The sequence below is a fragment of the Bradyrhizobium sp. CCBAU 53340 genome (assembly GCF_015291645.1).
GTDB lineage: Bacteria > Pseudomonadota > Alphaproteobacteria > Rhizobiales > Xanthobacteraceae > Bradyrhizobium.
Genome location: NZ_CP030055.1, coordinates 6,042,304 through 6,054,992 on the forward strand (window position 1 = coordinate 6,042,304; position 12,689 = coordinate 6,054,992).

Sequence of the window (12,689 nt, forward strand, 5' to 3'; positions counted from 1 at the left end):
ACAGTCGACGCGTCTCAAATGTCGACGTCGAAGCGCCATCCGCGCTTCAGGCGTATGTTGAGCATCATCCTGTCGGGAAGAGAATGCTCCGATCGTCGAGGTGAACTCGGATAGCGCCCTAGCCGAGCCCGCTTCGCGGATTATAGGGATGTTGGTCCCGCCACTTTTCCATCAATGCTTCAAGCTCGGCGTCGTTCCCGTCCGGTAGCATAATCCTGATGGTGACGAAGAGATCCCCGGTTCCGCCAGATTTCGGCAAGCCCTTACCTTTGAGGCGGAAAGTCCGGCCGCTCGAGGTGTTTTTCGGGACCGACAGTTCCACGGCATTACCGAGCGTGGGCACGCGGACCTTGCCGCCGAGCACAGCCTCGTAAAGCGTGACAGGCAGATCGATCCTGAGGTCCGCCCCCTCGATCTTGAAGAAGGCATGAGGCGCGATGCTGATGGTGATCAGGAGATCGCCGGGCGGATGACCCTGAGCGGTCTCGCCCTGTCCTCGCAGCCGGATCTGCTGGCCCTCAATGACGCCAGCCGGAATCTTGACGTTGAGTTCCTTGCCATTCGGCAACCGAACGCGCTTCTCGCCGCCCTTGACCGATTCTTCCAGCGAGACGGACATGGCGACGTTGACGTCGAGATCGAGCCCGATCCCGCCGGTGTCGAATTCGAACTGACCACCGCCCCCGGCCCCAGGCCGCGCGCCGCGCATCCCGCCGCCAAACATGCTGTTGAGGATGTCCTCAAAGGCACCTGCGCCGGGGCCCGCACCGCCGCCACGGAACGAGTACTCGAAGCCGCCGGGACCCGCGCCCGCGCGACCGCGTGGGCCGCCGCCCGGAAAGCCCTGGAAGCGCGGCTTGCCCTCGGCATCGATCTCGCCGCGGTCGAATTGCTTGCGCTTGTCCTCGTCGCCGATGATCTCGTTGGCTGAATTGATCTCGGAGAAGCGCTCGGCGGCCTTGGGATCATCCTTGTTGCTGTCGGGATGATGCTTCTTGGCCAGCTTGCGATAGGCGCTCTTGATCGCGGCAGCGGTAGCGCTCCGCGGCACCCCCAAGACCTCATAGGGGTCGCGCATCCGTCACGTCTCCTTCAAGAAATCGAATTGTTCAAAGGGCTCCCCGCCCCACCCGCGATCCATGTGGGGGCGGAGTGGCATTTTTGCAACTAGTCAGGCCAGCCGAATCCTAACTACGCCACGGCTTTAGCGTATGAATCTCCCAACGGCCACGGCTGCTTTGGCAGCCGGCACCCTGGAGCCAGCTTTCGGTGGTGCCGTTGACATAGCTCGCCAGGAAATCGCGGCACTTGCGGCCGTCCTCGGCGGCGTAGGATTGCGCGATCGGCGTCACCGAGCCACGCGCGCCGGTTTCCGGATTTTCCCAGTGCTGGCTGGCGTCCTTGTCGCCCATGCTCAGCACGTCGGAGGCAGCATTGCGGGCGAAGGCGAGATCGGTCTCGGTGGGCGGCGTCTCCTTCGCCGGCCGCGCGATCGAACCGGTGAGGTCGCTGTCATCGGCCTTGGCGTAGGCGCCAAGGTCGGTGCGAGACAGGCTGCAACCGCCGGCGCCAAGCCCGATCAGAATCATTGTCAGGACGAGGGCGGATGGCCGCATCGCCGATAGGCCAACGCGTCCCCATGCCCTATATAGGGCAGCAGCAGACAAAAGCGCGCTTTGGGCCGCGGGACGCAATTCGGACTCCAGACATGACCGACACGACCTCGATGAAACACCAGACACCCTTAACATCCGGTGATTTCACCGCCGCCGATGAGCCCTTTGCATTGTTCGAGGCCTGGCTGAACGAGGCGATCAAGAGCGAGCCGAACGATCCCAACGCGATGGCGCTCGCAACCGTCGATCCGGATGGCCTGCCTGACGTGCGCATGGTGCTGATGAAAGGCTTCGATACCGAGGGTTTTGTCTTCTACAGCCACATCGCCAGCCAAAAGGGCCGCGAACTCGCCGCAAATCCTAAGGCAGCTTTACTTTTTCACTGGAAGTCGCTGCGCCGTCAGGTCCGCATCCGCGGCAACGTGACGCCGGTGACCGATGCCGAGGCCGACGCCTATTTCGCCACCCGCCCGAAGCAGGCGCAGATCGGCGCCTGGGCGAGCAAGCAATCGCAGCCGCTCGAGAGCCGCTTCGCCTTCGAGCAGGCGATCGCCAAGGTCGCCGCCAAGCACGTCATCGGCGAGGTGCCGCGGCCGCCGGGCTGGAGCGGCTGGCGCATCACGCCCGTGCGGATCGAGTTCTGGCACGACCGCCCATTCCGTCTGCACGACCGCATCGAATTTCGTCGTGACGCGGCCGGCCAGCCGTGGTCCAAGACGCGGATGTATCCCTAGAGCCTTTTCTCGATCTTTGGGCCGACCTGAAAGATGTCCATGCCGCATTCGTCCAATGCGCCGCGCCGCACGCTGCTCCTGACCGGAGCGAGCCGCGGTATCGGCCACGCCACCGTGATCCGCTTCTCCTCGGCGGGCTGGCGCGTCATCACCTGCTCGCGGCACCCCTTCCCCGAGGACTGCCCGTGGGATGCAGGCCCCGAAGACCACATCCAGGTCGACCTCGGCGATCCCGAGGACACCGCACGCGCCATCAACGAGATCCGCAACCGGCTCGAAGGCGGCACGCTGCATGCACTCGTCAACAACGCCGCGATCTCGCCCAAGGGCCCGGGCGGCTCCCGCCTCGGCTCTGTCGACACCGACCTCGACACCTGGACGCACGTCTTCCACGTCAACTTCTTCGCGCCGATCATGATGGCGCGCGGATTGATCGAGGAGTTGAAGGCGGCCAAGGGCTCGGTCGTGAACGTCACCTCGATCGCGGGCTCGCGCGTGCATCCCTTCGCGGGCGCCGCCTATGCCACCTCGAAGGCGGCGCTTGCGGCGCTGACGCGCGAGATGGCCTCGGACTTCGGCCGCGTCGGCGTGCGCGTCAACGCGATCGCGCCGGGCGAGATCGACACCTCGATCCTGTCCCCGGGCACGGAGAAGATCGTGGAGCAGCAGATTCCGATGCACCGCCTTGGGACGCCGGACGAAGTCGCCAAGATCATCTACGTGCTGTGCACGGATACCAGCTCTTACGTCAACGGCGCCGAGATCCACATCAACGGCGGCCAGCACGTCTAGGCCAGTTCACAAGGTGACGCATGGGCCGGTTTGCCAGTACGGCGTCGCTCTACGAGCATTTGCGGCCGCCTTACCCCCGCGAATTTTTTCGCACCGTCGCAAACAAGCTCGGCCTCACCAGAGAGAGCAGCCTGATCGATCTCGGCACCGGGCCTGGCCTGCTGGCACTTGGCTTCGGCCCCTATGTCGGGCGCGTCGTCGGTGTCGATCCGGAGCCTGCGATGCTTGAGGCCGCCCGGCTCGCCGCGTCGCGCGCAGGGCGACATGTCACGCTGATCGAAGGCAAGGCAGAGACACTTCCCCCCGAAATCGGCGCATTCGACATCGTCACGATTGGCCGTGCGCTGCATTGGATGGATCGCGATGCCACGCTTGCGCGGCTCGACGAACTGGTGGCCTGTGACGGCGCGATCGTGATCTGCGCCTCCTTCTCGGTCACCGACGGCCGCAACCCGTGGCTCGACGGTTACAACGAGATCCGCCGTCGCTGGTCACCCGAGAAGCTGTGGGAGGAAGCCGGCAAGGGCTCGCGCACCCACCGCGACTTGCCCGCGTTCTTTTGCGGCAGCCCGTTCCAGCCCACAGAACTCATCACAGTCGAGACCAGCCATCTGGTCGGTCTGCACGATTTGGCAGAACGCACTCTCACCTACTCATCAACCTCGCGAGAGGCCTTGGGCGAAAACGTCGAGGCCATGTTGCGCGATGTCGGAACGCATCTCGTCTCGTTCCACCGCGACGGCGCAATCGCCGAGACCTTCGTCTCGACGGCACAAATCGTGAAACGCTAGGTGATTTGCCGCGAAAGGGGAAAGCAAGGCGATCCAGACAACGCCGCCGCAAGACTGGATCGCCCGCCCTTCCTTTCCGCTCCTCAATCCAGGCGAATTCGGCGCGACCGGTCGCGCAGCCGCGGTGCGGCTGCGTTGAAGGCAGTCGAACAGTCGTCATCGTTCTCGCCATCGAGCAGCGGAGCACCACAGTGCCGGCACATGCGCGCCGACAACGACGGCGCCTTGCCGCTCGCCACGCTCTGACGATAGCTCGTCAAGTCGATGACGTTGCGGGGCGTCGTTATGTGTTTTTCAACCATGGTTGTTCCTCGCGGCTAACCCGTTGCTTATCGCAGACAAGTTTCGCGCAAACGTTCAGCCCACCGCTCAAATTTTACCGGAGGAATTGGGGCACGGCACACGCATCACAGCGCAGCCGCAATGACGATCTATTCTGCGACACCATCAACCCTGTCTGTGCGACCGGCGTAAGGTCTCGGTCACTATTTTCGAAAGCGAAAGGCCCCTCAGAGCCACTTCTTCCATTTGAAGATCCAGTACGGAACAATCGCCGCGATCACCATCATCACGATGGCCATCGGATAGCCGTGCGCCCATTCGAGTTCCGGCATATCCTTGAAATTCATGCCGTAGATCGAGGCGATCAGCGTCGGCGGCATCAGGACAACGGCCATGACCGAAAACAGCTTGATGATGTTGTTCTGCTCGAGATTGACGACGCCGAGCATGGCATCGAGCACGAAGGTGATCTTGCTCGAGAGGTAGGAGGCGTGGTCGGTCAGCGAAGCGACGTCGCGCTGCATGGTCTTGAGCTGCTCGCGCATGTCCTTGGACCATTTCACCCCCTCGACCACCGCGGACAGGAACGTGACGACGCGGCCGATCGACACCAGGCTCTCGCGAACCTTGGAGGTCAAATCGCCCTTGCGGCCGATCGAGATCAGGATCTGCGAATATTGCTTGGCGTGGCCATGGCGCTCGCTCTCCGGCTCGAAGATGTCGTGGCTGACCTGGTCGATCTCCATGCCGCAACGTTCCAGAATGTCGGCGCAGCGGTCGATCACGGCGTCCAGAAGCTCCATCAGCACCATCTCGCCCGTGATCGTGGGGGTGCAGGACCGGCCCAGCTTGGCCTCGACCAGGGCGAACGGCTTGGGCTGGTCATAGCGCACCGTCACCAGACGGTGGTCGCCGAGGATGAAGGTCACCGCCGTGGTCCGGGGCATGTCGGTGTCGGAATGGCACATCAGGGTCGCAGTCATGTAGCGCGCGCCGTTCTCGATATAGAGGCGGCTGGAGATCTCGATCTCCTGCATGTCCTCCCGGGTCGGGATCGCGATCCCCAGCAGCCGCTCTACGGCCTTGTCCTCTGCCGCGGTGGGATTGACGAGATCAACCCATACCGCGTGGTCCGGCACCGCCCCAAGATCCTCGACAACGGCCTTCTTCAGGGAGGAGTCGGACGGAACGAACACAGAAAACATGAACAACTCCAGGAGAGGGCCTGCGACACAATGACAGCCCTTAGCGCGATTCTGACAAGTTCAGGATGACAACCACATTAACGGAGCGTTTGCATTTGTGGCGGCAGCGCGGCCTAACTGTGGCGCGGAATCGCCAGCTGTGCTTTTCGCGCCAAAAAACCACCCCGAGTCCGCAAAACTTGCGGCAAAAAAGCCACAGGTTGGGTCTCGCAGCGCGGGAAAAGCCCCTGAACGCTGGAATTGTGGCAGATTTCAACGATAATGAAAGCAACGGAGTCGAGGGCCTTGGGCACCATGCTCAGGACCTGCGCGGTATTGTTTTGATTGGAACCAAACCATGTCGTCGCTGAAAGTTATGTTGGGGATTCTTGCTGCCGGCTTCATGCTGTCGGGCTGCATGCAGGCCACACATTACGAGGCCACCAACACCCAGAATTTCAAGCCGAAAGACAAGGAGCTCCTTGCCAAGATCCGGTACGAGAATACGCCGGTGGCAGAACCGTTCCGTCGGGCCATCGTCGACTATCACCGCAAGGAAGCGCCGGGCTCGATCGTGGTCGATTCCGACAACCACTACCTCTACTACGTGATGGATGGCGGTAAGGCGATCCGCTACGGCATCACCGTCGGCGAAGAGGCCATGGCCTGGTCCGGCATCGCCAAGGTTGGCAGCATGACCGAGTGGCCGGCCTGGCACCCGACCCCGGGCGAGATCTCGCGCCTTGGCGTGCCGACCTACGTCGCCCCCGGTCCGGACAATCCGATGGGCTCGCGCGCGATGTATCTCTACTCGGGCGGCAAGGACACGCTGTTCCGCATTCACGGCACCAACCAGCCTGAATATATCGGCGCTTCGATCTCGTCGGGCTGTATCCGCCTGACCAACGAGGACGCAATCGACCTCTACAGCCGCGTCAAGATCGGCACCATCGTCGTGGTGCTCGAGCCGAAGCACGGCGACTCGCCCTACAATTCGCGCCTCGCGCTGCAGGGCGGCGGCACCGGTTCTTACTAGGCGAACTTGCCTGAAGCTTTTGAAAAGCGCCGGTCTCACCGGCGCTTTTTTTTTGCTGGCTTGCTCTTGCCGGAATCGACGGCGGACTTGTCGGTCGGCACCGCAGGCTTCGCCTTCTCCTGATCCTCAGCTTCATCCTTGCTCCCATCCTTGGCACCCTCGGATTTGGCAGCCACCTCACGTGGCGGGGCCTCTTCGGGGCGCTCCGCCGGCAGCAACGGCGCGACGTGGGGCAAGGGATCCCAGACGTTCCATTGGCAGATCCGGTAGTCGTTGCGCCGTTGCGCCAGGTCGAGATGGATGTGATCCTCGTGGTACCAGTCCGAGCCGGGACCGAGCACGGTGGAGAAGCGCGAGCAGACCGAATGCAGCACGCGCTCGCGGACGTCACGAGCAATGGTGCGGTCGGTCAGGCCGATCGACTGCCCGTTGGCGAGCTTGAGCGAGCGCACATCGAGCGCGTTGGCCTTGCCGTGCTCGGACAGCAACGCGCCGGCGACGCGGTTACGGCCACGGCACTCGAAGCTGTCGAAATTGTCGAGGTCGGTGATGGTCGAACCGAGGCTCGTGGCCAGCGGTACCATGTCGGTGCGCACCCAATCGGCGATCGCTGACGCCATCGTGCAGCGGAGGATCGCCGCCGGCTTCAGCGCGACCTTGCGCTTGTCGGGCAGCACGATGGCTTCAAGCCGCACCAGATCCACGCCGCCGCAGGCGCCGGGACCGCGGATATCTGGAATGGACGGCGCGATCGCGATCTCCTCGGTCAACGCGAGACGGCACGCCGAAGGCTGTTTCTCGGGAGGTGGCGCAGCCTCGGCTGGCTTGTCCGGGGAAGGCTTATCCTGGGAAGGCTTGCCCTCGGCCTCCGGCGCGGCCTCGTCCGTTGCCTTGCCCGTTGCTTTGGGGGCCTCCTCGGGGCGAGGCTTTGGTAGCGGTATCTTGACGGCGTGAACGCTCCGGTGGGGGCGTGGTGTGCCAAGACCAAAGATATCGAGCGGCGCAGCATAGTTTCGCGCATGCGCAGGCCCAGACACCACGAGCGCCAGGCCAAGCCCAGCGGTAACCATTGCCGCGCCAGCGGACATATTGCCGCGACAAGACCATTTGCGGCGAAAGTCCGGCAGGCTAAAACTCATGACAATTCTTTGGCCCTGCGCTGAGAGCGATAATGCGCCCAGCGATTTCTCGGAGGAACGTCTGAATGCTCGGTTTGATGCAAGATTGGCCCCTGCTCTGCCACCGGATCATCGAACACGCCGCCAGGATTCACGGCAAGCAGGAGGTCGTCACGCGATCGGTCGAGGGACCGATCCATCGCACCACCTATGCCGAAATCCACAAGCGCGCGCTCAAGGTCTCGCAGATGCTGGAGCGCGACGGTATCAAGCTCGGCGACCGCGTCGCCACGATCGCCTGGAACACCTGGCGCCATCTCGAAGTCTGGTACGGCATCATGGGCATCGGCGCCATCTGCCATACCGTCAATCCCCGGCTTTTCCCCGAACAGATCGCCTGGATCATCAACCATGCGCAGGACCGCATCGTGATGGTCGACCTCACCTTCGTGCCGGTCGTTGAGAAGCTCGCCGACAAGCTGCCGAGCGTCGAACGGTACGTCATCCTCACCGACAAGGCGCATATGCCCGAGACCACGTTGAAGAACGTCGTGGCCTACGAGGACTGGATCGCCGAGGCCGACGGCGAATTCAAATGGAAGGACTTTGACGAGAACACGGCGGCCGCGATGTGCTACACGTCAGGCACGACCGGCGACCCCAAGGGGGTGCTGTATTCGCATCGCTCCAACGTGCTGCACGCGCTGATGGCCAACAATGTCGACGCGCTCGGCACCAGCGCCTCGGAGACGATGCTGCCGGTGGTTCCGCTGTTCCATGCCAACAGCTGGGGCATCGCCTTCTCCGCGCCCTCGCAAGGCACCAAGCTGGTGATGCCCGGCGCCAAGCTCGACGGCGCCTCGGTCTACGAGCTGCTCTCGACCGAGAAAGTGACGCACACCGCCGGCGTGCCGACGGTTTGGCTGATGCTGCTGCAGCACATGACCGCCAATAACCTGAAGCTGCCGCATCTGAAGATGGTGATCTGCGGCGGCTCGGCGATGCCGCGCTCGATGATCAAGGCCTTCCTCGACATGGGCTCGAACGTGCGCCACGCCTGGGGCATGACCGAGATGAGCCCGATCGGCACCGTCGCGGCGCTGAAACCGCCGTTCCAGGATGCGACCGGCGAGGCCCGGCTCGACGTGCTGCAGATGCAGGGTTATGCGCCCTTCGCGGTCGAAATGAAGATCACCGACGATGCCGGCAAGGAGCTGCCCTGGGACGGCCAGACCTTTGGCCGCCTCAAGGTCTCGGGACCGGCCGTCGCCAAGGCCTATTATCGGGTCGATACCAACATCCTCGATGAGGAAGGTTTCTTCGACACCGGCGACGTCGCGACCATCGACGAGGGCGGCTATATGCGGATCACCGACCGCTCCAAGGACGTGATCAAGTCCGGCGGCGAATGGATCTCCTCGATCGACCTCGAGAATCTCGCGGTTGGCCACCCGGCCGTGGCGGAAGCCGCTGTGATCGGCGTCTTCCATCCCAAATGGGATGAGCGGCCGCTCCTGATCGTGCAGCTCAAGCAGGGCCAGCAGGCCACGCGCGAGGACATCTTGAAATTCATGGACGGCAAGATCGCCAAATGGTGGATGCCCGATGACGTCGCCTTCGTCGACGGCATCCCGCATACCGCGACCGGCAAGATCCTGAAGACCGCGCTACGCGACCAGTTCAAGGAATATCGCTTCCCGAACGCGGCGGCGTAAGGCCCGACGAGTGCCAAGTCGAATTCGGCCCCTGCGCCATCGCGCAGGGGCCTTTTCGTTTGCAGCCACGCGACCAAAGACCAATTGGAGCCGCCCCGGCGCCTCCCTAACGTCGCGCCGCACTCCAGACCAATAAGAGGAACGTTCAAGATGAAAATATCTTCGCTGCGAATGCTGCCGTGGCTGCTGGCCGCCTCGATGGCGGCCATCACCGCCGCAAAAGCGGCTGATAACAAGGTCGTGATCGGCGATATCGACGATATGTCCGGCCTCTACGCCGACGTGATCGGCCCTGGCGGCGTCGAAGCAGCCAAGATGGCGATCGAGGATTTCGGCGGCAGCGTCCTCGGCAACAAGATCGAGTTCATGGTCTCGGATCATCAGAACAAGCCTGACGTCGGTGCGCAGAAATTCCGCGAATGGGCCGACCGCGATGGCGTCACGATGATCCTCGGCGGCTCGAACACCGGCGTCAGTCTGGCGATGAACAATGTCGCCAAGGAGAAGAAAATCCCCTTCATCGCGATCGGCGCCGCTGGTGCGTCGCTGACCGGAAAGGACTGCACGCCCTACACCGTGCACTACGTCTACGACACCACGGCGCTGGGCAACGGTACCGCCAAGACCATGGTGAAGCAGGGCGGCAAGACCTGGTTCTTCCTGACGGCGGACTATGCCTTCGGCACGCAGCTGCAGGAATCCGCCTCGAAGGTCGTGGAGGACAATGGCGGCAAGGTGGTCGGCGCGGTGCGCGTGCCGCTTTCGACTTCCGACTTCTCCAGCTATCTGCTCCAGGCCCAGAACTCGGGTGCGCAAGTGCTCGGCCTCGCCAATGCCGGCAACGACTTTACCAACTCGATCAAGTCCGCCGACGAATTCGGCATCGGCAAGACGATGAAGCCGGCCGCGTTGCTCGCCTTCATCAGCGACATCCACAGCCTCGGGCTGAAGACCGCGCAAGGCCTTTATCTCACCACCGGCTGGTACTGGGATCTCAACGACAAGACCCGCGCCTTCGCCAAGCGTTACTATGAGAAGACCAAGCGCGAGCCCACCATGAACCAGGCGGGCTACTATTCGGCCACCACGACTTACCTCAATGCGGTCAAAGCTGCCGGCACGACCGACGCCGACAAGGTGATGGCCGAGCTCAAGAAGATGAAGATCGACGACATGTTCACCAGCAACGGCAAGATCCGCGCCGACGGCCTGATGGAGCATGAGATGTACATCATGCAGGTGAAGAAGCCCGACGAATCCAAGCAGCCTTGGGACTACTACAAGCTGGTGCAGACCATGTCCGGCGAGGAGGCCTTCGGCAAGCTGTCGGACTCGGCTTGCCCGCTGGTCACGCACTGAAGCCTGGCCCCAAATCAGCAGTTGCATGAGAGGCGCACTTGCGGTGCGCCTCTTTCTGCTGGTAGGGCTGCCCCGGCCTTTCACGGGTTCAGAACAGGGGATAAACCGCTTCACAGGCCTGCGGAAAATGGGTTAGGTCAACTTACTCCCGTCGCCCGTGCCCTCAACCGGCGACTCACATCGGTGATGGAACGACATGGCCCGCAGGTTTTCCGCTCCCTATCAGTCGGAGCCCGTGTCCAGCCTCGCCACCTGGGCGCGCAATCTGGCCGTGTTCGCGGTGGTGACGGTGGTGGTATCGATCATCATCGTCCGCTTCGACTTCCTGGAGATGAAGCCGGCGCTGGCCACCTTCTTCGGCGGGCTGGCGATCGCCGGGCTGTCCATCCTGTTCGGGCTCGCCGGCTTTGCTGCGATCTGGCAGAACGGCTCGCGCGGCATGGCGCGCATCCTGCTCGCTTTCCTGATCGACGGGGCGATCCTCGCCTATCCCGCTTATCAGGCCATGCTCTACAACAAGCTGCCGCATATCTACGACATCACCACCGACCCGATCGACCCGCCGCGCTTCGACGCGTTGTCGCGCCTGCGCACCGGGGATGGCACCAACACTGCCGTTTATGCCGGTCTCTATTCGGCGGAGCGGCAGCGCCAGTTCTATCCTGATATCGAGCCGATCGAGCTCGAGATCCCCGTCGACCGCGCCTATGCGATCGCGCGTCAACTCGTCATCAAGCGCAAATGGACCATCATCGACGAACGCGAACCGCAGCCACCGCGCCGCATGGGCCGGATCGAGGCGGTGGCGCGTACGCCGATCATGGGGTTTCGCGAGGACATCTCGATCAGGGTCGTGCCTGATGGCGACGATTCCCGCGTCGATATCCGCTCGGCCTCCCGCTATTTCGACAGCGACCTCGGCAGCAATGCCGCGCGCGTGACGAAATTCACCGACGATCTCAACACCGCAGCCGATGCCGATGCGTTGAAGCCGGCGAAGAAGACCCCGGTGGCGCCGCCGCCCAAGGCGCCGGCGAAGACCGTGAAGAAGTGACGGCGAGCTAGACGTTCGCCATCCGGTAGGTCCCGCCAATCACGGGATCGCCATCCGTCGCGACAATTCCGCGCGCGACGAGATCTTCCAGATGCGCCAGCACGGAATAGCCGGCGGCCGTGGTCAGCCTGGGATCGATACCGATATAGATCGCGCGGACCATGGTCGGGATGTCGGCCTCGCCCTTGGCGAGGCGGTGCAGGATCGACGCCTCGCGCGCCTTGCGGTGGCGGACCAGGAAGCGCACGAAGCGCTGGCCCTCAGGAATCTCAGGTCCGTGGCCGGAGAAATACAGATCCTCCTCCCGCGCAGCGAGCCGGTCGAGCGAGTCCATATAGTCGATCATGGAGCCGTCGGGTGGCGCTACGATCGAGGTCGACCACCCCATCACGTGGTCGCCGACGAAATTGAACTTCCGCTCGGGCCAGGCGAAGGCGAGATGATTGGCGGTGTGGCCAGGCGTCGCCACGGCCTCCAGCCGCCAGCCGTCGCCTTCGACGACGTCGCCATCGGCGATCCTGATATCGGGCGTGAAGTCACGGTCGGAGCCGGATTCCGGATTGTGCTTCTCGCTCTCGAAGCGCGGGCGCGAGGCGCGGTGCGGGCCCTCGGCATAGACAGGCGCGCCGGTTGCCTGCTTGATCCGCGCCGTGTTGGGCGAGTGGTCGCGGTGGGTGTGGGTGACGAAGATGTGGCTCACCGTCTCGCCCCTGACAGCGTCGAGCAGCGCGGCCGCATGGGCCTCATCATCAGGACCTGGATCGATGATCGCGACATTGCCGGTGCCGACGATGTAGCTGACCGTGCCGGTGAAGGTGAACGGGCTCGGATTGTTACAGAGCACCCGCCGCACGCCGGGGCGGACTTGTTCGACGACGCCGGCCTTCAGCGGAAAGTTGCGGTTGAACGGGACGTCGTCGTTGTCGGACATGAGACTTCCTATGCGTACCGCTCCGCCCTTCGTCATACCCCGCGAAAGCGGGGTATCCAGTACGCCGCAGCGGTCGA

Annotated in this window: 13 protein-coding genes; 7 read left to right on the forward strand and 6 right to left on the reverse strand. The window is 63.2% G+C overall.

Going from position 1 to position 12,689, the window contains the following annotated elements; translation table 11 throughout:
• Positions 1-118: 118 nt before the first annotated feature.
• Complete coding sequence (locus XH89_RS28520; RefSeq protein WP_194463681.1) at positions 119-1,078, reverse strand: DnaJ C-terminal domain-containing protein; 960 nt, start codon at positions 1,076-1,078, stop codon at positions 119-121.
• 109 nt (positions 1,079-1,187) lie between these two features.
• On the reverse strand, positions 1,188-1,616 hold the full coding sequence (locus XH89_RS28525; RefSeq protein ID WP_246767641.1) for an RT0821/Lpp0805 family surface protein: 429 nt from the start codon (positions 1,614-1,616) through the stop codon (positions 1,188-1,190).
• Positions 1,617-1,708: 92 nt separating this feature from the next.
• Here XH89_RS28525 and pdxH point away from each other — a divergent pair, with 92 nt between their 5' ends.
• Genes pdxH through XH89_RS28540 form a run of 3 tightly spaced genes read left to right on the forward strand, consistent with a single transcriptional unit; the run spans position 1,709 to position 3,933 of the window.
• Complete coding sequence (gene pdxH, locus XH89_RS28530) at positions 1,709-2,350, forward strand: pyridoxamine 5'-phosphate oxidase (protein WP_194463682.1); 642 nt, start codon at positions 1,709-1,711, stop codon at positions 2,348-2,350.
• Positions 2,351-2,389: 39 nt separating this feature from the next.
• Positions 2,390-3,142, forward strand: a complete 753-nt coding sequence (locus XH89_RS28535; RefSeq protein ID WP_194463683.1) for an SDR family NAD(P)-dependent oxidoreductase — start codon at positions 2,390-2,392, stop codon at positions 3,140-3,142.
• A gap of 20 nt (positions 3,143-3,162) precedes the next feature.
• Positions 3,163-3,933: a class I SAM-dependent methyltransferase gene (locus tag XH89_RS28540; protein ID WP_194463684.1), complete on the forward strand. Its 771-nt coding sequence runs from the start codon at positions 3,163-3,165 to the stop codon at positions 3,931-3,933.
• Between the two features lie 83 nt (positions 3,934-4,016).
• Here the strand turns inward: XH89_RS28540 and XH89_RS28545 are convergent, their stop codons facing one another.
• Both XH89_RS28545 and XH89_RS28550 read right to left on the reverse strand, forming a co-directional pair.
• Positions 4,017-4,235 (reverse strand): hypothetical protein, encoded by a 219-nt coding sequence (locus XH89_RS28545; protein ID WP_194463685.1) that lies wholly within the window; start codon positions 4,233-4,235, stop codon positions 4,017-4,019.
• Between the two features lie 207 nt (positions 4,236-4,442).
• Positions 4,443-5,420 (reverse strand): magnesium transporter CorA family protein, encoded by a 978-nt coding sequence (locus XH89_RS28550; RefSeq protein WP_194463686.1) that lies wholly within the window; start codon positions 5,418-5,420, stop codon positions 4,443-4,445.
• Positions 5,421-5,757: 337 nt separating this feature from the next.
• On the opposite strand from XH89_RS28550, the gene XH89_RS28555 reads away from it, so the two are divergent.
• On the forward strand, positions 5,758-6,435 hold the full coding sequence (locus XH89_RS28555; protein WP_194463687.1) for a L,D-transpeptidase: 678 nt from the start codon (positions 5,758-5,760) through the stop codon (positions 6,433-6,435).
• Between the two features lie 35 nt (positions 6,436-6,470).
• Here XH89_RS28555 and XH89_RS28560 read toward each other — a convergent pair whose 3' ends face one another.
• A complete protein-coding gene (locus tag XH89_RS28560) occupies positions 6,471-7,574 on the reverse strand; it encodes an extensin family protein (protein WP_194463688.1) in 1,104 nt (367 codons plus the stop codon).
• A 65-nt stretch (positions 7,575-7,639) separates the two neighbouring features.
• On the opposite strand from XH89_RS28560, the gene XH89_RS28565 reads away from it, so the two are divergent.
• The 3 genes from XH89_RS28565 (at position 7,640) to XH89_RS28575 (ending at position 11,681) form a co-directional block, all read left to right on the forward strand.
• Positions 7,640-9,268 (forward strand): fatty-acid--CoA ligase, encoded by a 1,629-nt coding sequence (locus XH89_RS28565; protein ID WP_194463689.1) that lies wholly within the window; start codon positions 7,640-7,642, stop codon positions 9,266-9,268.
• 171 nt (positions 9,269-9,439) lie between these two features.
• Positions 9,440-10,627 (forward strand): ABC transporter substrate-binding protein, encoded by a 1,188-nt coding sequence (locus XH89_RS28570; RefSeq protein ID WP_371825238.1) that lies wholly within the window; start codon positions 9,440-9,442, stop codon positions 10,625-10,627.
• A gap of 196 nt (positions 10,628-10,823) precedes the next feature.
• Complete coding sequence (locus tag XH89_RS28575; RefSeq protein WP_194463691.1) at positions 10,824-11,681, forward strand: DUF1499 domain-containing protein; 858 nt, start codon at positions 10,824-10,826, stop codon at positions 11,679-11,681.
• A gap of 7 nt (positions 11,682-11,688) precedes the next feature.
• Here the strand turns inward: XH89_RS28575 and XH89_RS28580 are convergent, their stop codons facing one another.
• Positions 11,689-12,612, reverse strand: coding sequence for an MBL fold metallo-hydrolase (locus XH89_RS28580; protein WP_194463692.1), 924 nt, complete (start codon positions 12,610-12,612; stop codon positions 11,689-11,691).
• Positions 12,613-12,689: the final 77 nt, after the last annotated feature.

Excerpts from the sequence above, each read along its gene's own strand:
- XH89_RS28520 (WP_194463681.1), bottom strand. The coding sequence starts at position 1,078 with ATGCGCGACCCCTATGAGGTCTTGGGGGTGCCGCGGAGCGCTACCGCT.
- XH89_RS28525 (WP_246767641.1), bottom strand. The coding sequence starts at position 1,616 with ATGCGGCCATCCGCCCTCGTCCTGACAATGATTCTGATCGGGCTTGGC.
- pdxH (WP_194463682.1), top strand. The coding sequence starts at position 1,709 with ATGACCGACACGACCTCGATGAAACACCAGACACCCTTAACATCCGGT.
- XH89_RS28535 (WP_194463683.1), top strand. The coding sequence starts at position 2,390 with ATGCCGCATTCGTCCAATGCGCCGCGCCGCACGCTGCTCCTGACCGGA.
- XH89_RS28540 (WP_194463684.1), top strand. The coding sequence starts at position 3,163 with ATGGGCCGGTTTGCCAGTACGGCGTCGCTCTACGAGCATTTGCGGCCG.
- XH89_RS28545 (WP_194463685.1), bottom strand. The coding sequence starts at position 4,235 with ATGGTTGAAAAACACATAACGACGCCCCGCAACGTCATCGACTTGACG.
- XH89_RS28550 (WP_194463686.1), bottom strand. The coding sequence starts at position 5,420 with ATGTTTTCTGTGTTCGTTCCGTCCGACTCCTCCCTGAAGAAGGCCGTT.
- XH89_RS28555 (WP_194463687.1), top strand. The coding sequence starts at position 5,758 with ATGTCGTCGCTGAAAGTTATGTTGGGGATTCTTGCTGCCGGCTTCATG.
- XH89_RS28560 (WP_194463688.1), bottom strand. The coding sequence starts at position 7,574 with ATGAGTTTTAGCCTGCCGGACTTTCGCCGCAAATGGTCTTGTCGCGGC.
- XH89_RS28565 (WP_194463689.1), top strand. The coding sequence starts at position 7,640 with ATGCTCGGTTTGATGCAAGATTGGCCCCTGCTCTGCCACCGGATCATC.
- XH89_RS28570 (WP_371825238.1), top strand. The coding sequence starts at position 9,440 with ATGCTGCCGTGGCTGCTGGCCGCCTCGATGGCGGCCATCACCGCCGCA.
- XH89_RS28575 (WP_194463691.1), top strand. The coding sequence starts at position 10,824 with ATGGCCCGCAGGTTTTCCGCTCCCTATCAGTCGGAGCCCGTGTCCAGC.
- XH89_RS28580 (WP_194463692.1), bottom strand. The coding sequence starts at position 12,612 with ATGTCCGACAACGACGACGTCCCGTTCAACCGCAACTTTCCGCTGAAG.